General features: G+C 46.6%; 15 protein-coding genes and 3 tRNA genes. 12 read left to right on the forward strand and 6 right to left on the reverse strand.

The features are described 5' to 3' along the window. The first annotated feature begins 68 nt into the window (after window positions 1-68). Window positions 69-755 (forward strand): hypothetical protein, encoded by a 687-nt coding sequence (locus E0D71_RS08500; RefSeq protein WP_133002888.1) that lies wholly within the window; start codon window positions 69-71, stop codon window positions 753-755. 101 nt (window positions 756-856) lie between these two features. On the opposite strand, the gene E0D71_RS08505 is transcribed toward E0D71_RS08500, so the two are convergent. Continuing rightward, window positions 857-2,461 (reverse strand): BCCT family transporter, encoded by a 1,605-nt coding sequence (locus tag E0D71_RS08505; protein ID WP_133002889.1) that lies wholly within the window; start codon window positions 2,459-2,461, stop codon window positions 857-859. Window positions 2,462-3,207: 746 nt separating this feature from the next. Further along, window positions 3,208-3,654, reverse strand: coding sequence for a DoxX family protein (locus tag E0D71_RS08510; protein WP_133002890.1), 447 nt, complete (start codon window positions 3,652-3,654; stop codon window positions 3,208-3,210). A gap of 154 nt (window positions 3,655-3,808) precedes the next feature. Here E0D71_RS08510 and E0D71_RS08515 point away from each other — a divergent pair, with 154 nt between their 5' ends. Then, entirely contained in the window at window positions 3,809-4,741 is a 933-nt protein-coding gene (locus E0D71_RS08515) for a LysR family transcriptional regulator (protein ID WP_133002891.1), read from the forward strand. Here the strand turns inward: E0D71_RS08515 and E0D71_RS08520 are convergent. Continuing rightward, on the reverse strand, window positions 4,725-5,663 hold the full coding sequence (locus E0D71_RS08520; RefSeq protein ID WP_207923357.1) for an arginine deiminase-related protein: 939 nt from the start codon (window positions 5,661-5,663) through the stop codon (window positions 4,725-4,727). The two genes, E0D71_RS08515 and E0D71_RS08520, sit on opposite strands and share 17 nt — an antisense overlap. Before the next feature lie 160 nt (window positions 5,664-5,823). Here E0D71_RS08520 and E0D71_RS08525 point away from each other — a divergent pair, with 160 nt between their 5' ends. Further along, window positions 5,824-6,255, forward strand: a complete 432-nt coding sequence (locus E0D71_RS08525; RefSeq protein WP_133002892.1) for an Lrp/AsnC family transcriptional regulator — start codon at window positions 5,824-5,826, stop codon at window positions 6,253-6,255. 84 nt (window positions 6,256-6,339) lie between these two features. Here the strand turns inward: E0D71_RS08525 and argC are convergent, their stop codons facing one another. Further along, window positions 6,340-7,275 (reverse strand): N-acetyl-gamma-glutamyl-phosphate reductase, encoded by a 936-nt coding sequence (argC, locus tag E0D71_RS08530; RefSeq protein WP_133002893.1) that lies wholly within the window; start codon window positions 7,273-7,275, stop codon window positions 6,340-6,342. A gap of 294 nt (window positions 7,276-7,569) precedes the next feature. Between argC and E0D71_RS08535 the strand changes: the two genes are divergently transcribed. From E0D71_RS08535 to E0D71_RS08550, 4 genes are all read left to right on the forward strand, one after another. Next, entirely contained in the window at window positions 7,570-8,502 is a 933-nt protein-coding gene (locus E0D71_RS08535; protein ID WP_133002894.1) for a glyoxylate/hydroxypyruvate reductase A, read from the forward strand. A gap of 142 nt (window positions 8,503-8,644) precedes the next feature. Next, window positions 8,645-9,118: a nuclear transport factor 2 family protein gene (locus E0D71_RS08540; RefSeq protein ID WP_133002895.1), complete on the forward strand. Its 474-nt coding sequence runs from the start codon at window positions 8,645-8,647 to the stop codon at window positions 9,116-9,118. 424 nt (window positions 9,119-9,542) lie between these two features. After that, the gene (locus E0D71_RS08545) at window positions 9,543-9,800 is read left to right on the forward strand and encodes a hypothetical protein (protein WP_133002896.1); all 258 of its coding nucleotides are present in this window, start codon (window positions 9,543-9,545) and stop codon (window positions 9,798-9,800) included. Between the two features lie 178 nt (window positions 9,801-9,978). Continuing rightward, window positions 9,979-10,416 carry an acyl-CoA thioesterase gene (locus E0D71_RS08550; protein ID WP_133002897.1) on the forward strand — a complete coding sequence of 146 codons (438 nt, stop codon included), beginning with the start codon at window positions 9,979-9,981 and terminating at the stop codon, window positions 10,414-10,416. A 48-nt stretch (window positions 10,417-10,464) separates the two neighbouring features. Here E0D71_RS08550 and E0D71_RS08555 read toward each other — a convergent pair. Together E0D71_RS08555 and E0D71_RS08560 are read right to left on the reverse strand one after the other, a co-directional pair. Beyond that, window positions 10,465-10,549: transfer RNA gene (locus E0D71_RS08555), tRNA-Leu, on the reverse strand. Window positions 10,550-10,615: 66 nt separating this feature from the next. After that, window positions 10,616-11,842: an HDOD domain-containing protein gene (locus tag E0D71_RS08560; protein ID WP_133002898.1), complete on the reverse strand. Its 1,227-nt coding sequence runs from the start codon at window positions 11,840-11,842 to the stop codon at window positions 10,616-10,618. 218 nt (window positions 11,843-12,060) lie between these two features. Here E0D71_RS08560 and E0D71_RS08565 point away from each other — a divergent pair. From E0D71_RS08565 to recD, 5 genes are all read left to right on the forward strand, one after another. Then, a tRNA-Ala gene (locus E0D71_RS08565) sits at window positions 12,061-12,136 on the forward strand. Between the two features lie 72 nt (window positions 12,137-12,208). Continuing rightward, window positions 12,209-12,284, forward strand: a tRNA-Ala gene (locus E0D71_RS08570). A gap of 118 nt (window positions 12,285-12,402) precedes the next feature. Continuing rightward, window positions 12,403-15,762 carry an exodeoxyribonuclease V subunit gamma gene (gene recC, locus E0D71_RS08575; RefSeq protein WP_133002899.1) on the forward strand — a complete coding sequence of 1,120 codons (3,360 nt, stop codon included), beginning with the start codon at window positions 12,403-12,405 and terminating at the stop codon, window positions 15,760-15,762. Beyond that, entirely contained in the window at window positions 15,759-19,448 is a 3,690-nt protein-coding gene (recB, locus tag E0D71_RS08580; protein ID WP_243711995.1) for an exodeoxyribonuclease V subunit beta, read from the forward strand. Before recC ends, recB begins: the two co-directional genes overlap by 4 nt. After that, entirely contained in the window at window positions 19,435-21,333 is a 1,899-nt protein-coding gene (gene recD, locus E0D71_RS08585; protein WP_243711997.1) for an exodeoxyribonuclease V subunit alpha, read from the forward strand. The genes recB and recD overlap by 14 nt, the downstream gene beginning before the upstream one ends. Window positions 21,334-21,423 lie beyond the last annotated feature (90 nt).

Below are 21,423 nucleotides of genomic sequence, written 5' to 3' on the forward strand. Positions count from 1 at the left end.
TAAGCTATGAATACGCAAGGTGTTCAGGGTAATCATTATACTATATGGGCAATGTGAAGATGAGTGAGATGAATAGAGAAACCTATTATGGCGTGCTTAGGGATTTTAAAGGTGGCCAATTTGAGTCCATCAGTAAGGATTACCATGGCATGTGCCGTGCTCAAGATGAGATGATCGCGAGCTTGCAGGCAAAGGGCGCCACGATTAAAGGGTGGAAAATTGTCGAAGATAAAAACACCTTTATTATTTCGCCTATTTTTGATTTTCAGTTGGCCAATAACCACAGTGAGCAGTTTAATCTTAGTGATGTAACAGGTTTTGAAGTTGAGCTGTGCTACCAAGCGAGCGTGCCTGATACGGAACAAGAGGTCGACGCTTTAGTGAGTGCGAGCCAGCCTAAAGTGGCCATCGAAGTGATGCGTGAGAAGATTAACCCATTGAGCCATATTGGCTGCGATTTCTTTTTTAACTACGGCATTATTGTGGCGGATGATGCGGTCGTTGGGGATTTTCAGTTCAACAGCAACACCTCAGACGAGGTGTTTGAATACCGTTCAACAGACTCAGAATTACTGGCTGAAAAGCAACTTTTCTTAAAGAAAGGCCTTGTTGAATGTGTTCGTCGAGGTTACCAAGGCGAGTTCTTTTTTATGACGGGTAGTCTCAATGGCATGTTAGAAGCCAAGACGCGATTGGGTAAAAACACCATAGTGAGTCATGGCCAAACGATGATTCGTTTTGATGTTACTGGCTAGTTGCTGACCTCGCAAAGGGGGGCTGTTAGAGCAAAAAAAGGGCAATCTAGCGTGTAGATTGCCCTTTTTTATCAGTGTCTAAACGCCATACTAGAGCGTCATTATTTATTGATCGCAGGTGAATCCATCACGCCTTGAACTCTGGTTGTTTTACTAGGTTGCGTGCTATTTGGCGTGTTGTCTGATGCGTCATTGGCAATGACATTGGGCGCTAATTCAGAAGAAAAGTCCTCTTTTACCCAACGAAGCAATGACAAGCTCATAATACCTAAAACTGGAATCATTGGTAATGCAACCAATACAGTCGATGTCTGCACTACTTTTAACCCGCCCATAGACAGTAAGCCAATACCAACTAATCCAAGCAATAGAGTCCAGAGAATCCTGTTCCAGCGTGCTGGCTCTTGGTAACCATTGATCTCTTTAGTGCAGACAGCGGCTAGCATGTACGCTGAGGAATCAACGGTCGTCGCTAGGAAGATGAAACAAAGCAGTGTGAACAATGGAATAATGATTTCCGACGCCGGTAGCTGCTGAAGCACAGCAACAACGGTCGCAGGTATGCCCTGTTGGCTCAAAATGGTTTGAAGGTCTAAGGTGCCACTTATGTCTAGATTTAGTGCATAACCACCCCAGATGGCGAAGAATGCCCAACAACCAAATGACCCCCAAAGCATGCCGTTGATAATAATATCTTTCACGGTACGTCCACGGGAAATCCTAGCAACAAACAACCCCATCATAGGGGCGTAAGCTATCCACCATGCCCAATAGAAAATAGTCCAGTTTTGCGGGAAGCCGCTTTTGGCGATAGGGTCTGTCCAGAATGCAATGCGGAAGAAGTTATCCACTAAGAGCCCGAAGCTGTTAACCCATAGGTTTAAGATGAATATGGTAGAGCTGGCAAATAAAACAAATACCAACAGTGCTAAGGCAAGTGCCGCATTAATATTAGAAAGAGTTTGGATGCCTTTGTTTAATCCGTTGTAAACACTCCAGCTAATCATCGCGATCCATGCGGCAAGTATGACCATTTGCAGCCCAAAGGAATCTTGTAGACCAAACATAGACTGAAAAAGCTTGGAGACAAGGGGAACTGACAAACCTAATGATGTACCAACACCGCCGACAATGGAAAATATCACAATAATGTCGATGATTTTGCCTACGATACCGTCAACTAAATTACCTAAAACACCACGACAGGCTTCACTTAGCCTAAGTACATTCACTTTTCGGACATACAAGGCATAGCCAATTGGTAACGCTGGCATTAGATATATTGCCCAAGGTATTACCCCCCAGTGAAACATCGGGTACATAGCTGCCCATTCGACTGCTTTTGTTGTGTTTGCTTCGATTCCCATTGGTGGCGAAGAAAGAAAGTAGAGTGGTTCGACAAAGGCCCAATTACAGATAGAAATGCCAATACCCGCACAAAATAACATGGAAACCCATGGCAGTTTACTGAATTCTGGCTTTTCGTCAGGGCCACCTAATTTGATGCGACCTACAGGACCGAATGCTAACCAGCCGACAAACATGAAACTGCTGATACCAGCGAGAAGATAGAGCCAGCCAAAGGTTCCTGTGCACCAAGCAAGCAGTTGATTGACGACTATTTTACTGGCTTCTGGGTTGATAAGAAGCGGGATGCTTATCGCTAAGATGACCAAAACAGAGGGTAGAAGTAAGGCAAGGTCTATTGCTACTTTTTTTTTTCCGTGTACTCATTATTGTTTACCAAAATTGTATTTTATTTAGAGCTCTATATTGATTTTCTTTGGTCACTCATTTTTTATTGAAAAATAGAAAACGGCTCAGTCAATATTGCTGTAATGAGCGCTGAAAAAGCGCTTTTTCTGATACGGCTAATTCTCAAATTAGCGTGCTTAAGGGTCTTTAACGTTTTTCATCAAGGAACAAGAAATGGGATGGACAATGTTTATTGATGATTGATTTATATGCATTTTTTCTTTGGTATGAAGATTAGAGCTGTAACTTATTATTTTATGTAACTATTTGTCAATAAATAAATTTTATTTGGCTTCCTAAAACCAGTCAAAAAAACTATGAAAAACATGGCTTTGAAAATCTTATTTCTAGGTGAGCTTGAGTGTTGTTAGCGTGGATTTTATAACGAAGGTCGAATAAATAGAGCTCTAATTATTCTGTTTTGATCAATGATGGAAGATGGTGCAGCTGCAGGGTAAAAATGCCATGAGGTCTGATGAAGTGAGCGGCGTTATCTAGCTTCCTTCAGCGTCGTTTCTTGTGAGGTCGATAACGGGGATAGGGTGTATCAATAAAAAAGGGGAGTGTGTATTAATAAAAAAAAGGGAAGTGTGTCTCAACAAGAGTGCAGTGCCAGATGATTCTCTTTATGGGATTTACTCATGCTTATTCATGCACTCAGGGTTCTGAGTAATAGAACCCTGAGTGCGCCTTGTCATTAAGACAATTTACTCTGAATCATTTTGTCGATTGAGAAGCGTCCAGCACCTTGGATAAGGATGGCAATGGCCACCACAAATAGGCTTAATGCGTATTCGTAACCGCCATTTGAGGCGAATAATCCATGGCTGATGTGTACGCTGAAGATCGCGATTAGCATAGTAAACGCCACAACAAACGCCGCTGGGCGAGTTAATAAACCAATCAACAAAGCCAATCCACCAAAAAATTCTGCACTGCCAGATAGCAAGGCCATCAAATAGCCTGGATCAAGGCCAATGCTCGACATCCATTGACCTGTGCCTTCTAAGCCGTAGCCGCCAAACCAGCCGAACAGTTTCTGCGAGCCGTGTGCCATCAAAATAATGCCGATAGGGGCACGTAAGATAAAGGCGCTTAGGCTATTGTTCGTTGTTACCAATTTTTTTAAAAGTTGTAAGCTCATATAGGGTTCCGTTTTTCAAAGAGTCAAATAAGTGTCTATTGCTAGAGAATATAGCCATCTTACTATCAATATTTTTTATAATTAAGAGGGCTGTTGTTGAATTATTAACAACAAAATGAAGATAATAGAGTTTGTTGTATAAAAGGGTGTTGGTATGGATAGGATTGATGCGATGCGTGCTTTTGTGTCTGTGGTCACAGAGGGTAGCTTTAGCCGCGCTGCTGAGCTGTTACAGCTGTCGCCACAGTTGGTGAGCAAGTATGTTTCACAGTTAGAAGACAAGCTAAACGTGCGTTTGCTTAACCGAACAACGCGTAGGGTTAATCTAACAGAAGCGGGGATGCAGTATTTGCAGCATGCTCAGCAAATCCTCGCCAGCATCGATGAGATGGATCAACAGCTTGGTGGCTTACATCAAAACCCGAAAGGCACGTTACGGATTAGCGCGCCTGTGTCGTTTTCGATTAAGCATTTGGCGCCTTTGTTGGCTGAATTTCAAAAGCAATACCCGCTAATTGATCTGGATTTACAGCTTAATGACCGTAAGGTCGATGTGGTTGATGAGGGATTTGACGTGGTGTTGAGAATCGGTGAGTTGAAAAGCTCATCGCTGGTGGCTAAACACGTCGCGCCAGTGAGAGTGATTCTTTGTGCCTCGCCTGATTACCTTAAACAGCATGGGACACCCACTTGCCCAGAAGATCTGAAACACCATAGGTATCTGCATTACAGCTACATGGAGATGGATGATCGAGAGAGTATTTTCCCTTGGTTGCGCAGCAAGAACATTGAAAAAAGCGGTGCCTTTCAAAGTAATAATGGTGATGTGCTGGTCGAAGCGGCCATTGCTGGGGCAGGCATTGCTTTGCAGCCCACTTTTATTGCGGGAGAGGCGATCCGAAAGGGGCAGTTGGTGCCAGTGTTGTTGGATTTTGAGCCTAAGGTGATGGGGCTATACGCGCTTTATGCGCACCGCAAGCTGTTGGCAAGTAAGGTGCGCTGCTTTGTGGATTTCTTAGATGGGTATTTTGGCGCGCCTCCGTATTGGGACGCGTTTGTCGACACAAGCGCTATTGTGCAAGATTAGAACGATGCACTCCTGCGATCATGCAACGCACCGAACCGCCGGCACTTTCTATGGTCGGGATGGCAAGCGGTAATAATGTTACGGACGCTTCGATAAGCAATTTCTGAGGCGTGGTAAGGGCGCCGAAAGCGGTATGAGAAAGCGCGAGTATGTTGTCGTCTGTACCGCGCAACTCGATGGCATTGCCACAAAAGTGTCGGATTTGCTGATTGCTCAAATGAATGACGCTTAAGCCGCTTTGCTGAAATAGACTGAATAAGGCTGGTCGGTCTTTTTCTGCGACCATGTCCATGCCAATCATAACGAATCGAGTGCTGACACACATCATCACATTGGTGTGATAAATTGGCACGCCATTTTCGTCCATCGCATCAAATAGTACGGCTTGATAGCCCATGTCTCGGCAAATGCGTCGGAATAGGGATTCATTGGTTCGCTTGGAGCGAGCGGCGTAGGCAATGTTGTGCTGGTGGTCGAACACGATGGAGCCAGTCCCTTCTAGAAACGCTTGTTCGTCAGCGTGGTGTCTTAAATTAATCGTGGTTTGATAACCGTAGTGTTCAATCAAAAAGTCCATGATGTCTTGGCGGTATTCATTGCGGCGGTTTGGGGCGTACATAGGGTATTGGACCAAGGTGCCGTTATGGTGTGTACTGAACCAGTTGTTCGGAAACACAGAGTCTGGCGTAGCAGTCGATTTATCCTCAAAGACATGCACGGTCACCCCCTTTTCTTGCAAGCTAGCAACGGCTTCTGTTACTTCATGGTAGGCGCTTAGAGCGGCGTTTTTACTTTTACAGGCATATTGAAAAGCATTGTCGGCCATGGTTTCAGGGTTCGAAACGAAACGATGAGGGCGTACCATGACAATGGCTTCAGGAGATTGTGTTTTGGTGATTGTGTTGCTCATTGTATTCGTCATGTACAGGCCCTCTGGCACAGAGAAAAGAAGAGAGGCCATAATAGGATGACTTGATGTTGTTTAATATGTCAGAAGTTAATACTATTTGAAGATATTTTTAGCAAATAGACAGATAAATATGACATATTGTCAGTTTTCTTTTTAAACTGAGAGAAACAAGATGAAACCCTATATTTATGATTCCCTAGACTCGGATTTGATTTCTGAATTACGCAAAGATGGCCGAGCGTCTATTTCTTATTTGGCCGACACACTTAAAGTGTCTCGTGCGACGGTGCAAAACCGACTGGATCGATTGGTGTCGAGTGGCGTAATTTTAGGGTTTACGGTACGGGTTCACCAAGAAGTAGAAAAAGAAACAGTGCGTGCCATTATGATGATCGAAGTGGCTGGTCAATCAACGTCGCAAGTGATTAAAAAGCTGCGCGGTATTCCTGAATTGGTCAAGCTGCATACGACCAATGGCGCGTGGGATTTGGTCGCTGAATTGCAAACCACCAGTTTGGGGGAGTTCGATCGTGTGCTGCGTCGTGTGCGAGAGGTGGATGGTATTCTAAACAGTGAAACCAGCTTGTTGCTATCGACCATGTAAAGGGCGCTGTATTGCTTGTTAGCGCTGATAAATAGCGCGAGTAAGTAGCGCTGATAAGCAGCGCTACTAAACATGGCATCTTGATTAAAGGTTAACGGCGGTTTCTTCAGCAAAACCTAACATGATGTTTAGGTTCTGTACGGCCGCCCCCGAAGCGCCTTTACCAAGGTTATCTAGTTTGGCAACCAAGACACCGGATTGATTATCAGGGCCACTCAATACTGACAACTCAACTAGGTTGGTGTTCTCAAGACCATGAGGTGTTAAGAAAGGCGCCGCAGCGTCTTCAACCGCGTTAAAATCATTCACCTTAACAAAACTGTCAGTCGCGTATACATCCGCCAATTTAGCTTGCAGCTGCGCCATGGTGACTTCGCCTTTTAGCTGAATCGGTAAGAAAGTCAGCATGCCTTGGCTAAAACTACCAACGCTAGGCACAAAGATAGGCGCTTTGTTTATGCCGGACCAAGTTTTGATCTCTGGTAGATGCTTATGATTAAACGTTAGGCCGTAAGCCCCAAAAATAGGCGCATTGTCTGTGTTTTCATAGCGGTCAATCAGTGCATTACCACCGCCGCTGTAACCAGAAATAGCGTTAATGGAGTAATCGCCAGATGCAGGCAACAATCCCGCTTCGACCAAAGGTTTTAGCAATAGAATCGCCCCAGTAGGGTAACAGCCGGGGTTGGAAACAAACTGCGCGTCTTTGATTTTAGCGCGTTGAGTGACATCCAACTCTGGTAGGCCATACACCCAACCATCTGCCACACGGTGAACTGAGCTTGCGTCCAGAATACGGCAGCCTTCTTCTTTGGCCAAAACAACACTGTCTTTTGCCGCGTCATCAGGCAAGCAAAGTACGGTCACATCTGCTTCTTTCATCAGGCGGCGCTTTTCTTCTACATCGCGCTTTTTCGCTGGATCAATACTAATGATGCTAATGTTTGGGTGGTTCACCAAACGGTCTCTTACTTGTAAGCCAGTGGTGCCAGTTTCACCATCAATAAATACTTTTTTCACAGCATGGGGTCCTTTACGGTATGTCTTGAATCGTCGAGATTAGAGGGCTTTTTCGCCTTTCCTGAGGTTTATAACAGGATCTTACAGCTCTTTAAGGCGTTGTTAATACTTAGCGAAGAGTGTAATGCATCCCGCTGCGGGTGAATAGTTGGGAACATTGTTAAATGCTCAAAAAGTGTCGATGAATAAGGTATTTTTCACTTTCGATAGGAGAGGGTTTGTAAAAGTATTCGCTCATATGGCAGGCTGATGGCTGAAAATTACAGTCAGCCTATCCACAGTACGAGATTCGTTATGAGCAATGACCTTTTATTAATAACCAACAATGAGAAATACACCGCTAGGTTGAAAGCGGCTTTTTTAGAACGTCGTCCAGAAATCAATGTGTTAGTGGCTGGTGATGACAGAGCAGAGCAGGCGTACATGGCCCTTTGCTGGCATCCAGAAGCAGACTTATTAACTCGCTACCCAAATTTAAAATGCCTGCATTCTGTGGCGGCTGGCGTGGATCATCTCGGGACCACTTTGTTAACGTCAGGCTTGCCTGTATGTCGGGTGGTAGATGACCATCAAAAACAAGGCATGCTGGAATACGTACTGTGGGGCGCTCTGACAGTGCAGCGTAACTTTGACAAGATAAGTGCGAATCAAAGCGAGTCAAAATGGCAAGGCTTTCGCCAGCGCCCAGCGTCTGACATCCGTGTTAGCGTATTAGGATTAGGCGAGTTAGGGCAGTTTGTTGCTCGCGGATTAGCGCAATTTGGTTATACCGTATCTGGTTGGTCAAGAAGCCCTAAAAATCTGGATGGTATCCGCTGCTACCATGGCCCAGAAGGGTTAACTGAGCTGCTAAAAGAAACGGAGTTACTGGTGAACTTATTGCCCTTAAGTCCAGCGACAAAAGGCATACTGAACAAAGACTTGTTTAATAAGATGCCAGAGGGTGGCTACATCATCAACGTTGGTCGTGGTGGTCACCTGATATCGGGTGACTTAATTGACGCGATCGATTCTGGTCATTTGCGAGGAGCATTACTAGACGTATTTGATCAAGAACCCCTGCCAGCCACAGACCCATTGTGGACCACGAAAGGGGTCATTATCACCCCGCACTTAGCCTCCGACGCCTCACTTCCCACCATCATCGAACAAGTCGCCGATAACGTATTGAGCTTTGTCAGCAAGGGTGAATTGAATAATCAAATTGATCTAGTGAGAGGGTATTAGGCTGTAGCGCTGATGGTTTCTCTCTTTGTGCCTCTATAAGGCGAGGGCTTGGGCTTAAGGGAGGGGATTGCGCATTGCAAAAGTAGAACGACTTGTCTATTCTCTATGTAGACAAGTCGTTCTACTATCTAGGAGTGAACCAATGAGTGAAGAAGCTAAAGCCCCTTTTCCGCCTTATACGGAAGAAACAGCCAAACAAAAAGTACGTATGGCAGAAGACGCTTGGAATACAAAAGACCCAGTCAAGGTGTCTATGGCGTATACCCCAGATAGCCGCTGGCGAAATCGTGATGTATTTCCTGTAGGTCGCGCGCAGATCCAAGAGCTGCTTACAAGCAAGTGGCAGAAAGAGCATGATTACCGCTTGGTAAAAGAGTTGTGGGCCTATGATAACAACCGTATTAGTGTGCGCTTTGCCTATGAATGGCATGACGATGAAGGCAATTGGTTCCGTTCTTATGGTAATGAAAATTGGCAGTTTAATGAGCAGGGACTCATGCAGGAGCGCCATGCCAGCATTAATGACCTGCTTATTTCTGAAAGTGAGCGAAAATTTCATTGGCCATTAGGCGCTCGTCCGCTCGATCATCCTGAATTAAGTGAGATGGGGTTGTAAGTGTTACGGACCCCCATGGCGTTGATGCCGATATGATCCCCAACGCGACGTCGCCAAGTGCTGTCGTCGCGCTTTTTATGTAATGATTTGCGGCTTTATCTTGGCTGTTTTGGTGTAACTCTATATCATGTTTTCAAACTACTTAACGAGAAGGGGAGCCTTCAGTAACTCACTGATATTAATGAATTAGTTTTTATTGATCTTGCTGTTTTGTGGCGATGAGTGTGGCTTATTCCTTTCTTTGTGTTTTCTACTATTTTGTAGTGTTCAGTTTACTAACGAGTTCATTAGGTTGATTTTCACCTATAGATGACAGTTTTTTGTCCAATTCTAATAGTCTTTCCCTGTATAAATGAATCCCCTGAGTAAGCGTTTAAATAACGGCTAGTCTTAGGGGAAGATCCTGGGAAAGGGAGTGGTATAAATGGTTTATCAAGTTAAGCGCAGTGATTTAAAAGGGACCTACCAGTGGAACCCTGTTGAGCCAAAAAGTGCGAACGAAGACATTGATAAAGAGAATGGCTTTGAAATATTGGCGTTAATCCAAGCGTTCTACGACGAAAGAGAGTGGCTAACGGACTCGAATATTCATGCTATTGAAGCGTATCTTAAGTTATCGTTTCTGCAAGATGTTCGTTCACCTCAGAAGTTAATCAATTATTTACGAGTCGAGTTTTCTTAGCGGTGTGGCGCGCGGAGGACTGGATCATGGTTCCATGACTCCTTGTGTTCATAATTTTTATATATGCTGTGTATTTCAAGTCAAGGCTAAAAATGGCGGTTAATCAGCAAGCCAATAGAAGCGGGCAAGAAAGCACGGCATTTTTTTATCTGTTATATCTATTTTAAAGGGGTGCTGTATGTCGGCAACTGAAGAAAAAGTAAAGGGGCGCTTAACAACTCGTACAGTCGCTATGCCGAGTGACACGAACCCAGCGGGTGATATTTTTGGTGGCTGGGTCGTCTCTCAAATGGACATAGCCGCTGGTATTTGTGCGGGGCAAAGAGCGCAATCAAGAGTGGTGACCGTGGCGCTTGATGGTATGAGCTTTATTCGCCCTGTGAAAGTGGGCGATATCCTAGGCATTTATACGCATGTGGATTCCGTTGGCCGTACTTCTATGAATATTCGTGTTGAAGCATGGGTAAGACGAGGTCGTATTGGGCAGCGAGAAAAAGTAACAGAAGGCAATTTTAAATTTGTCGCGATCGATGAAGAAGGTTTATCTACACCGATTCCTGATGAAGCGGACTTGCCAGATTACGTGCTAGAGCATTTGTCTGAAGAGAATAAATAACAGGCATAAAAAAAGCCCCGAAGCATTTGCTACGGGGCTTTCTTATGTTGGTACCAGTAGGCGGACTCGAACCGCCACACCCGAAGGCAACGGATTTTGAATCCGTCGTGTCTACCAATTCCACCACACTGGCCTTGAAAAAGGTGTTGCGTATTCTATGGATTTTTTCATTCCTGTCAATCAATTAACGAAAAAAAAATTATTTTAATTCTCGCAGTACCTCATCAGCCCACAACATGGCGTCTAAAAAAGCGCGATTTAGCTTGGCGCGTTGTTCTGGCTTGATCTGCTGAATTTGCTGCCAGTCTTGGTTTTCAAAGTTCATGGTTTGTTTTAGATAGGTGCCAAGAGTGCCTTCTGATTTCAAAATCGCGTCCATAACCTCAGAGCTGAGAGATATCTGGTTTAAGATGACGCTTTTCTCCATGGCAAACAAGGCATCAATTCCAGACATGACGCCGGTAATAAACGCCGAATCTGCCATGGCTTTATTGTCCATTTCAGCAATGAGCTGACAACAACGGGCTCGGGTGAGCAATATTTTAAACAGGGATTTGGGTTGTACAGACGTTGACGTAAGGGTAATCAATAATGCCCAGCGTTTTAGTTGCACTAGACCGAGGAAAATGACCGCTTCTTTAATGGAGTCGACGGCTTTGGGTATGCCACTGACTGGGCTTTTTAAAATGCGCAAAAGTTGAAAAGACAAGGTTGGGTTTTGTGCCACCATGTCTGTCACGGTATCGATGCTTATGTCTTTGTCTTGTAAAGCATTAACGAGAGTAATGGCGCTGTGTGCGGCTGAATTTATCTTTTTGCCCTTGATGATTTCAGGCTTTTGTAAAAAGTAACCTTGGAAGAGATCAAACCCCATCTCATAGCAGTAATCAAACATGGCTTGGTTTTCGACCTTCTCGGCGACAAGAATGAGGCCTTTGGCCTTCAGTGCTTTGATTTGCTCTAGGTGGTTTGTTGGTGGTGTGAGCAGCACATCAATTTTGACAATAGAAACCCAAGGGAGCAGGTTTTCATATTCTTTATCGAATTGATAATCGTCTAGTGCAAACCGATAGCCGGCCTGTCGCCATTTTTTAATGGCATTAATGAATTGCGGGGTGAGTTGCTGATCTTCCAGAATTTCTATGTACATGGTTTCTGGTGCGATGGGAAAAAAAGCGTCTGACAACATGAGTTCGGTTGTCATGTTGATAAAAAAAGGTTTGCGCAGCTGAGTTTCTAATTGGGTAATGCCAATGCATAGGTTCACTAGCACTTGGCTGGTCGCCGCTTCGCCATCTGAAACGTTAGCGTTTTGGCTGTCTTGCCCTCGAAACAGTAACTCGTAGCCGAACAGCTCTTTAGATTTTTTGAAGATGGGCTGTTGTGCCATCATTAAATCGTCTAAAACATCAGGAAAATCGACCATAATTTTCTTTTATCCCATTGGATTACTACATAATGCTGGTAATTGTTATTTTATCCTAGAAATTTAATGATCATAAAAGCACAAATGGAGCGCTCACCACAATATTATCTGAGTGGTAATTTTGCTTGGCAAATGTATTCGATAATCAATTAGTTAAAACTCGTCACGAAAAGGTTGACAGCATTCCCGAGCGCCAATAAAATCCATCGCTGTTTTGTGGGGCTATAGCTCAGCTGGGAGAGCGCTTGCATGGCATGCAAGAGGTCTGCGGTTCGATCCCGCATAGCTCCACCACAAAACATTCTCAGGACTTTTCTGTCCAGTGGCTGTGCTATTTATTTTTGAATAAATAGACCAACGTCATTTGGGGCTATAGCTCAGCTGGGAGAGCGCTTGCATGGCATGCAAGAGGTCTGCGGTTCGATCCCGCATAGCTCCACCATAATCTTGAACTCACATCGAAACTAAACCAATATATTCTTCTTTTTTGACGCCTCCAAGGTTAGGCTTAACGCTGTCTGCTTTTTCTTACTTTCATTGCCGACAACAAGGATTCGTGCATGTTTCAGCTCTATACAGGCAACCGCCTTGAAGACTTAGCGGTTCTGCTGGCAAAAATATTGGCGCTTTCTCCGCCGCAAAACCCCTTTGAAGACGAACACATTCTTGTGCAAAACCCTGGCATGGCGCAATGGCTTAAAATGTCGATTGCCCAGTCTCATAGCATTGCCGCTGGGTTAACCTTTCCATTGCCTTCTACTTTTGTTTGGCACAGCTTTGCGCAAACCTTATCGGATATCCCAGGGCAGAGTGAATTCAACAAGCCCTTTTTAGTATGGCGTTTGATGCGCCTGTTGGACGCGCGCTTACAAGAAGAAGCGTTTCAATCGTTGAGTTGGTACTTACAAGACGACGACAGCCAAGTTCGACGTTTTCAGTTGTGTAGCAGCATTGCGGATATTTACGACCAATACTTGGTGTACCGTCCCGATTGGATTAAAGCATGGGAAAGCGGTGACCTTCATGATGAAAAGTTAGCTACTTTGTTTGACCAGCAGCCATGGCAAGCCATTTTATGGCAGGATTTAGTGGCAGACATTAGCCAACAAGGTGAGTCCTTATACCATCGTGGCAACTTGATAGAAGCGCTGGCCGATGCGACTAAGTCACAAACTCGCCCTGCTGATATGCCGAAGCGAATTTTTATTTTTGGGGTGTCTTCTTTGCCGCCAAACACACTGGAATCATTGCGTGTATTGGCGTCGTCTGGCTGGATTGAGATGCATCTCTTTTTGCAAAACCCTTGCCGCTTTTACTGGGGAGACGTGGTCGACAAACATTACCTTGGCCGCATTATTAAGCGTCAAACCCTAAAGCCTGGGCTCAGCATGGATACCCTGCATTTGGATGCGAACCCGTTGTTGGCAAGCTGGGGACGATTGGGCCGTGACTATATTGCTCAATTGCAAGAAATGGCCGATGGCGAATTGGAAGTCTTTGAGGATTACCATAGCGAGCCGAATCATGGTTTGTTGCAGTGGGTTCAGCAAGATGTACTGACACTGGAAAACCACGGCTCGGCGGAAGAACGCAATCCTGAGATTGAGAGCGCCGAGTATCGACATCCTATTGTGCTCGATGATCACAGTGTGCGAGTGCATTTGTGTCACAGTCCGCTGCGTGAAGTGGAAGTCTTGCATGATCAGTTGTTGGATATGTTTGAGCGCGACCCTAGCCTGACACCGAAAGACATCATAGTGATGTTGCCCGATGTGAACACCTATAGCCCGTTTGTTAAAGCTGTTTTTGGCGGTACAAAAGCGGGTGCTCAAGGGCGCAAAAAAATCCCCTTTGCCTTGATTGACCAATCCGGTGGTATGGAAAACCCAATTGTCGATGCCTATTTGTATTTATTAGGCTTGGGCGACAGTCGTTTCACTTTGTCTGAGTTGATCAGTGTGCTGGAAGTGCCGGCGGTATTGGCGAAGTTCGAGCTGACCGCGCAAGAGCTAGAGCGCATTCGACAATGGTCTACTGAGGTGGGTATCCGTTGGGGGCTAGATGCTCACACGGCGGAGCACCATTCATTACCCGCTCAAGAGTCACATACTTGGCTAAATGGCGTGCGTCGTATGTTATTGGGTTACGCCATGGGTCACGATCACATCTGGGAAAACACGTTAAGCTATGGCGACGTTGAAGGCTTAGAAGCGGCGGTTGCTGGTAAGTTAGCCGAATTTTTATCGGCCATTAATAAAGCGCAACAAGGTTTGCAAGCGTCGCTCACGCCGAAAGAATGGGTTGAGATGCTTTACTCGTTAAGTGAACAGTTCTTTTTGGTCGAGGAAGACGACAGTTTTCCTGCGTTGTTGAGCAAGCAATTAGACACCTTAACCTTGCAATGGCAGCACGCCTATTTTACGGACAAATTAGAGCAGCAGGTCATTCGACAGTTGCTCACCCCCATGTTGCAAGAAGCCCAAGGTGGGCAACGCTTCCTTGCGGGAAGAATCAATTTTTGCACTTTGATGCCGATGCGCTCGGTGCCGTTTAAAGTCATTTGTGTATTGGGCTTGAATGAAGGGGATTACCCGAGAAGCGTCGCCCCAATGGGCTTTGATCTGATGGTAGGGGATTATCGTAGCGGTGATCGTAGCCGCCGTGAAGACGACAAATACCTCTTTTTGGAAGCCTTGATGTCGGCGCGAGAATGCTTCTACCTGAGTTACGTCGGCAAGAGCATTCGAGATAATAGCGAGAAGAACCCATCGATTTTAGTCAGTGAATTGCTCGAATACATGGCGCAAAGTTGTGTCTTTGTCGGGGATGAAATATTGCCGCCTGAAGAGGCACAAGAGGCGTTTTTGGCAAAACTGATTGTTGAGCATCCGTTGCAGCCTTTTAATGAAAGCTACTATCAGCAAGACGCGCGTTTGTACAGTTACAGCGAGCAATGGTTGCCCGCGCTATTGGCCTCTCAGATCGAAGTGGATAAGCCATTAATGTCACCTCTCGCGGCGCAAGAAAGCACACGGGCTGAGCTGCCTCTTGAAGAGCTATCTCGGTTTGTTGGCAATCCGGCACGCTATTTTACCCAGCGTCGATTAAAAGCCTTTTTGAGCTTACGTGAAGAGGAAGAGTTTGAAGACGAGCCGTTTACCTTAGAAGGCTTATCAGGCTATTTGCTACGAGAAGACATGCTTGAGGCTTTGCTGCAGGGCGATGAAGACACCTTTTTTAAGCGCTTGCCCTTGATGGGGGTGTTGCCTTATGGCGCTTTTGGTCGGTTATCTTTGCAGCAATACCAAGATCAGTGTCGTCAGCTTATTCAGGTGTTACAAGGTTACGCCCTTGAAGCTTGCGCTCCGCTTGAAGTGAGCATTAACATCGGTGCGATTGCTTTGCAGGGCTGGCTAACATTAGACACTCCAACGACGCGTTTGTCGTATCGTATTGGGGATCTTTCCGCCCATCAAAAAATGCAAACCTGGATAGAGCATTTGGCGCTGTGCGCACAAGGCTCGCCAAAGCAGCATCATCTTGTGAACTTGGCGAAAAACGGCAAGGTTACACAGCATGGCTTCATCATAGTGGCCCCCGATGAAGCCAAAACGCATTTATCGCAAATCACCACCTTACTACAACAAGGTTTGTGTGAGCCGATTCCTCTGCCGTCGAAAAGCGCTGATGCTTGGTGTAAAAGCTATTGCTCCTCAAAAACCGCTGAAGACGAAGAGGCTGCATGGCAGCAAGCGCTTAAAATTTACCAAGACAGCAGCAGTGCGTTTAGCAGCAGCGAGGTCGAGGATGCTTATTGGCAACGCTATTTCCCTTCTTTGCTTGAGCAGCGAGACCGATTTACTCAGTTATGTGAAATGATTTGGCTGCCGATGCACCGCCACTTGGAGTTGTTTGAATGAGTAACATGACGCAGACAGCAGGCTCTGCTGTGACCCCAGTAACGACAGACGCATCGGTGCAATTGCTGGATGCATTGACCTTTCCCTTGTTTGGAAAACGCTTAATCGAAGCCAGCGCAGGGACAGGTAAAACCTATACCATTGCCAATTTGTATTTGCGCTTATTGGTGCCGACGGGGCAGCCTGGAGATTTAGAGCAGCCGCTGACCGTCGATCAGATATTGGTTGTGACCTTTACCGAAGCGGCCACCGCTGAGCTTAAAGCGCGTATTCGTGGCCGTATTCGAGTGGCCCGTAAAGCCTTGATGATGGGCACAACAAACGACGTATTTCTAAAAGACTGGTTAGCGGGTATGAACGCTGATCAAGAGTCTGACGCGATTGAAAAGTTACTCTACGCCGAAAAACAAATGGACGAAGCGGCGGTTTTTACCATTCATGGCTTTTGTCAGCGTATGCTGAGCCAGAATGCGTTTGAAAGTCGCATGCTGTTTCAACAGACCATAGAAACCGATGAACAAGCCCCCTTGTCGATGGCGGTGAAAGACGTTTGGCGCAGTGAGTTTTACCCGCTAGACGACAGTAAAGCGGCGTTAATTAAGCCCATTTGGTCTTCACCGGACGCCTTGCAAAAAGATTTGTCGTTATTGCAAAACCAGCCAGACGCAAAATTGGTGTCGCCCAATTACGACTGGGAAACCGCTTTAGCCGAATCTCAGCAAGCCATTGAAAAAGTGCGAGCCACTTGGCGCGAGCAAGCCCAAGACATTATAGAGGCGCTAGAGCAAAGCGGTATTAAGCGTACTTTCTGGCGCAAAGATCCGTCAAAAGACATTCTGGCGATGACCCAATGGGCCAATTCGACGCGTTTTGAATTGGACAAAAGCCTTGAGAAATTCGACTCCAGTGAGCACGCCACGCGTTTGAGTAAAAATGGCGAGCTGCCAGCGCATCCGTTTTTTGCCTCGGTACAAGCACTAAGAGAATCCTTTCCTGACGCGGGGCGCTTAAAGGCCGTCTTGTTGCAGCAACTTTGGGTCAAAACCCAAGAACGCATGGCACAGTGGAAGCGCAGCACCCAGTCGTTGACCTTTACCGATTTGTTGACCTCATTGGATGTGGCGTTAGGGCAAGACGAAGCAGGTAAGCTGGCGGAACGTATTCGTCACTTGTATCCGATTGCTTTGATCGACGAATTCCAAGACACGGACGCTGTGCAATATCGAATTTTTTCAACGGTATACCAGCCAGCTAATACAACGCAAAACCAATTGGGGCTGATTATGATCGGCGACCCAAAACAAGCCATTTATGCGTTTCGTGGCGCGGATATTTATACCTATTTGGCCGCCAAACAAAGGGTCGACAGCGTGTATTCCTTGGCGACCAATTACCGTTCATCTGCGGCCATGATTCAGTCAGTGAATGCCTTGTTTACCACCCATGAGGCGCCGTTTCGTGTGGCGGGTATTCCGTTTGTTGAAGTGCAAGACCGCGGCGTGGCTGGGCAATTTTCTCGTCATGGAACGGGACAACCGGCGTTGCAGTTTTTGTATCAGCAAAGCGATGAGCCGATTTCGAGTGCGCAATACCGTGCTGCCATGGCCGAGGCGTGCGCCGCGCATTTGCACCGCATTTTGTTAGAAGGGCAAAGTGGAGAGGCATTGATCGGTGAGCGCGGTGTGCGGCCAAAAGACGTGGCCTTGCTGGTGACCAATTTTAGCCAAGCCAATGCACTGAAAGATGCTTTGCGTCAGCGTGGCATTCCCAGTGTGTACTTGAGTGATAAAGGTTCGGTGTTTGAAACCGTCGAAGCGCGAGAATTATTAATTGTGCTGACGGCGATTTTGTCCAACGCCCAAGAAAGTAAGATGCGTTCGGCGTTAGCGACCAGTCTAGTGGAGTGGTCATTAGAAGAGCTGGATACGCTCAATCACGATGATGTGGTGTATGAAAAATGGGTGCAGTCTTTCCAGTACTATTTGGAATTATGGGAAACCCAAGGTTTGTTGCCCATGTTGCGCGAGTTTATGACGGACGTGGATCTCGCCACTCATATGTTGAGACAGATTGGCGGCGAGCGTAAGTTAACTGACTTTTTGCACCTCACCGAAAAACTGCAGCAAAAATCCCTAGAACTGGACTCCAAAGAAGGTGTGTTGCGTTATTTGCGTTTGGCCATTCAAAACCCCAATGGCGACAGTGACGAACAAAAAATTCGTTTAGAAACCGACGCCGAGTTGGTGCGTATTGTGACGATTCACAAAAGTAAGGGATTGGAATACCCGATTGTGTATTTGCCGTTTGCTTTGACGCCATTTCAAGATCGAGGCAAATCCGCGCTTTATCATGACGATCAGCAACAATTGTGGATCTCCATCGACCCAGACGAAGAAGAATCTGAACGCCATAAAGAAGAATTGTACGCCGCGGAAATTCGCTTGGCGTATGTGGCGTTAACACGATCAAAAGAAGCCTGCTTTATTGGTTGTATGGAAGTTGGCAAGGGAGCGACCAAATCCCGAGAGGCGATTTGTGATGTGCATTTGAGCGGTGTTGGCGCCTTGCTATGTGAAGGTGAGTCCCTTGAGGCAGGGGGATTAGTACCGACTATTGGGCGCTTAGTGGGTCGTCATCTGGACGGGAAAATGAGTCTGGTGGACTTGCCCAATGAAGCACCCGAATTACCACGTTTTAAAATGCTCGAAGTTCGCCATAACGAACCTCAAGCACGCCGCTTTAATGGTCGTGTGGAGCGAGATTGGTGGGTGGGCAGTTATTCTTCTTTGGTGGTGGAAGCCACGGAACAAAACGATGAAAGCCTGCCAGGTTTGGATGAAATGACGCGCCTTCAAGACCCCCTTGAAGAGGCACTAGAAGACGCGTCTTTGCTGGTTGATGCTTCGGCAGAACCAGAGCAGAACCGCTTTAGTTTTCCGCGTGGCGCTAAGCCTGGGACTTTCTTACATGACACGCTTGAAGGTAAAGGCATTCAAGACGTCGTCAATGACCCCAGTTTTAGAGACTTGTTGAAGTTGAGCTACCAAACCAATATGGAAGCATTTTATGAGCGCCAAGGGTTTGGTGAGTGGCGTTCTGTATTGAACGATTGGTTGGTCGACATTGTTAATACTGAATTGATAGAAGGCGTGTGTCTGGGGGATCTTCCTGTGTCGGCGTGTCGCAAGGAGCTGGAATTCTTTATGCCGGTGAATGGCATGAACGCTCTGCAGTTAGATCGCATTGCTCGTGAGCATGATAGGGTTTCTCGGTCGGCGCCAAGTATTCAAGATCGCCCGTTAAAGGGAATGCTCAAAGGCTTTATCGATTTGCTTTTCGAGTGGCAAGGACGTTATTACGTGCTGGATTATAAGTCGAACCATTTAGGTGATGATTTCACGGACTATCAAAACGATGCGATTGAGCACGCGATTGCGGACCACAGATACGATTTACAGTATCAACTTTATACCTTGGCATTGCATCGTTTGCTGAAACAGCGCCTGCCAAATTATGACTACGACACCCACGTTGGCGGTGTGGTGTATTTATTTTTACGGGGTATGACGCCAGGGCAAAAGACCGGTATTTTCAATTCGCGCTTGTCTAAGGCGCATGTTGAAGCACTGGATCAATTGTTTGCCGGTGAACTATCGCAGGAGGAAGGGCAGCTTGGACTTTTCTAATCAATTGGATTTATTAGCGCAGGCAGAGCCAACCTCCAATCCCCCTTTAATGGCATGGCAAGAGCAAGGGGTGTTGCGGGCGATTGACCGCCAGTGGATCGAACAGTTGGCGCACCACGTGAACGAGTCAAATGATGCGGTGCATATCGCGGGGGCTTTGTGCAGTGCGTATTTGGGGGCTGGGCATATTTGCATCGACTTGGTGTCACTTTGGAAAAAGCCACCAGAAGGCTTGGCTGTCACGGAATTAAAAGCGGCATTGGCCGCGAGCGGTGTGCATTCGGTTGCAGACTGGTGCGATGCGCTAAAGCAAAGTCAGTTGGTGAGCCTAGCGCTGCCATTGACGGAAAAACCGATGGTATTAAGTGGCACTCGCTTGTATTTGTATCGTTATTTTCAATACGAGCAGCAAGTGCTTTCTTATCTTAAACACCATGCTGGCGCGACGCCTTTTGAACCTGACGCGGCGATTATTGATCGATTGTTTCCCAACAAATCAGACACGGTAGATTGGCAAAAAGTCGCGGTCGCTAATGCGGCCAGTCTGCCATTTTCTGTGATTAGTGGTGGTCCAGGTACAGGGAAAACCACCACAGTTACCAAACTTCTGGCTTTGTTGGTGTCGCAATCGGCGGCGCAAGGCAAGGTATTAAGAATAGAGCTGGCGGCGCCTACCGGAAAAGCGGCAGCACGTTTGACTGAGTCGATTGCAAATGCCAAACGTTCGTTACCTCTAGAAGAAGACATTAAAGCGGCCATTCCCGAACAAGCAAGCACACTGCATCGCTTGCTCGGCAGTGACTTCGGCCGCAGTCGTTTTAAGCACAATAGAGACAATCCGCTGCATTTGGATGTGTTGCTGGTGGATGAAGTGTCCATGGTGGATTTGCCTATGATGGCGAAGCTGATTGACGCCTTGCCACCGCACGCGCGGCTTATTTTGCTGGGCGATAAAGATCAGTTGGCCTCGGTGGAAGCGGGCAGTGTGTTGGGGGATTTGTCGTTAGGCATTGAAAGTGCCTATTTTCAGGCGGATTGGGCGCAGCGCTTGACCCGCTTAACGGGCGAAAACGTGAGTCAGTTTGCGAACCCTGAAGCGCCGCTGATCAGTCGCTCATTGACCCTATTGCGCACCAGTTATCGTTTTGACGCGAACAGTGGGATAGGGCATTTAGCCAAAGCCATGAACGCAGGCAACGCCCAAGATGCCATTTATCAACTGCAAAACAATCCTCGTGATGTGCATTGGCAGGTGCCCACCGAACAGCAAACCAAGCCGGACATCGCGACCTTAGCCAAGGGCTATGATGACTACTGGGACGCAGTACGGCAGCAAAAGGACATAGTGTCGCTTTATGCCGCTTTTTCTCGTTATCAAATCCTGACCGCTGTGCGTCAGGGTGAATTCGGCGTTGAGCAAGTGAATAAACAGCTTGAGTTGTATTTTTATCAGCGTGGGCGAGTCAAAGATCCGCATGTTTGGTACCCAGGAAAAGCCGTCATGCTGACGCGTAATGACGCCAGCCTAGGGTTGTTTAATGGTGATATTGGCTTATGCATGCCGGATGAATCTCAGCGTTTACGAGTCTGGTTTATGCAGCCAGATGGCTCATTTACGGGCTTGTTACCAAGTCGTTTGAGTGCGTTTGAAGTGGTGTTTGCGATGACGGTTCATAAATCACAAGGCTCGGAGTTCGAGCGTGTTGCCTTGTTGTTGCCATTGACGCCATCGCCTGTGTTAACGCGAGAGTTGATCTACACAGGAATCACTCGGGCGAAGCAGGATTTTACCCTGTGGGGCGCCGCGCATTTGGTGACTGCGGCCGCTCAATCTCGGATTCAGCGTAACTCAGGTTTGCCGGATGAACTTTGGCTAAGCGCTTGATAATAGAATATTTGGCACCATTAATAGAAAACTTCATTGTCCAATACGTTAGAAAGGCAATATAAGGCTTTTGTAAGATTCTTGCTGTGA

It is taken from the genome of Marinomonas sp. KMM3893 (assembly GCF_004352855.1).
GTDB classification, from domain to species: Bacteria; Pseudomonadota; Gammaproteobacteria; order Pseudomonadales; family Marinomonadaceae; genus Marinomonas; species Marinomonas arenicola.

Excerpts from the sequence above, each read along its gene's own strand:
- recB (WP_243711995.1), top strand. The coding sequence starts at position 15,759 with ATGAGTAACATGACGCAGACAGCAGGCTCTGCTGTGACCCCAGTAACG.
- E0D71_RS08560 (WP_133002898.1), bottom strand. The coding sequence starts at position 11,842 with ATGGTCGATTTTCCTGATGTTTTAGACGATTTAATGATGGCACAACAG.
- E0D71_RS08545 (WP_133002896.1), top strand. The coding sequence starts at position 9,543 with ATGGTTTATCAAGTTAAGCGCAGTGATTTAAAAGGGACCTACCAGTGG.
- E0D71_RS08500 (WP_133002888.1), top strand. The coding sequence starts at position 69 with ATGAATAGAGAAACCTATTATGGCGTGCTTAGGGATTTTAAAGGTGGC.
- E0D71_RS08515 (WP_133002891.1), top strand. The coding sequence starts at position 3,809 with ATGGATAGGATTGATGCGATGCGTGCTTTTGTGTCTGTGGTCACAGAG.
- E0D71_RS08520 (WP_207923357.1), bottom strand. The coding sequence starts at position 5,663 with ATGACGAATACAATGAGCAACACAATCACCAAAACACAATCTCCTGAA.
- E0D71_RS08550 (WP_133002897.1), top strand. The coding sequence starts at position 9,979 with ATGTCGGCAACTGAAGAAAAAGTAAAGGGGCGCTTAACAACTCGTACA.
- E0D71_RS08535 (WP_133002894.1), top strand. The coding sequence starts at position 7,570 with ATGAGCAATGACCTTTTATTAATAACCAACAATGAGAAATACACCGCT.
- E0D71_RS08510 (WP_133002890.1), bottom strand. The coding sequence starts at position 3,654 with ATGAGCTTACAACTTTTAAAAAAATTGGTAACAACGAACAATAGCCTA.
- E0D71_RS08525 (WP_133002892.1), top strand. The coding sequence starts at position 5,824 with ATGAAACCCTATATTTATGATTCCCTAGACTCGGATTTGATTTCTGAA.
- recC (WP_133002899.1), top strand. The coding sequence starts at position 12,403 with ATGTTTCAGCTCTATACAGGCAACCGCCTTGAAGACTTAGCGGTTCTG.
- E0D71_RS08540 (WP_133002895.1), top strand. The coding sequence starts at position 8,645 with ATGAGTGAAGAAGCTAAAGCCCCTTTTCCGCCTTATACGGAAGAAACA.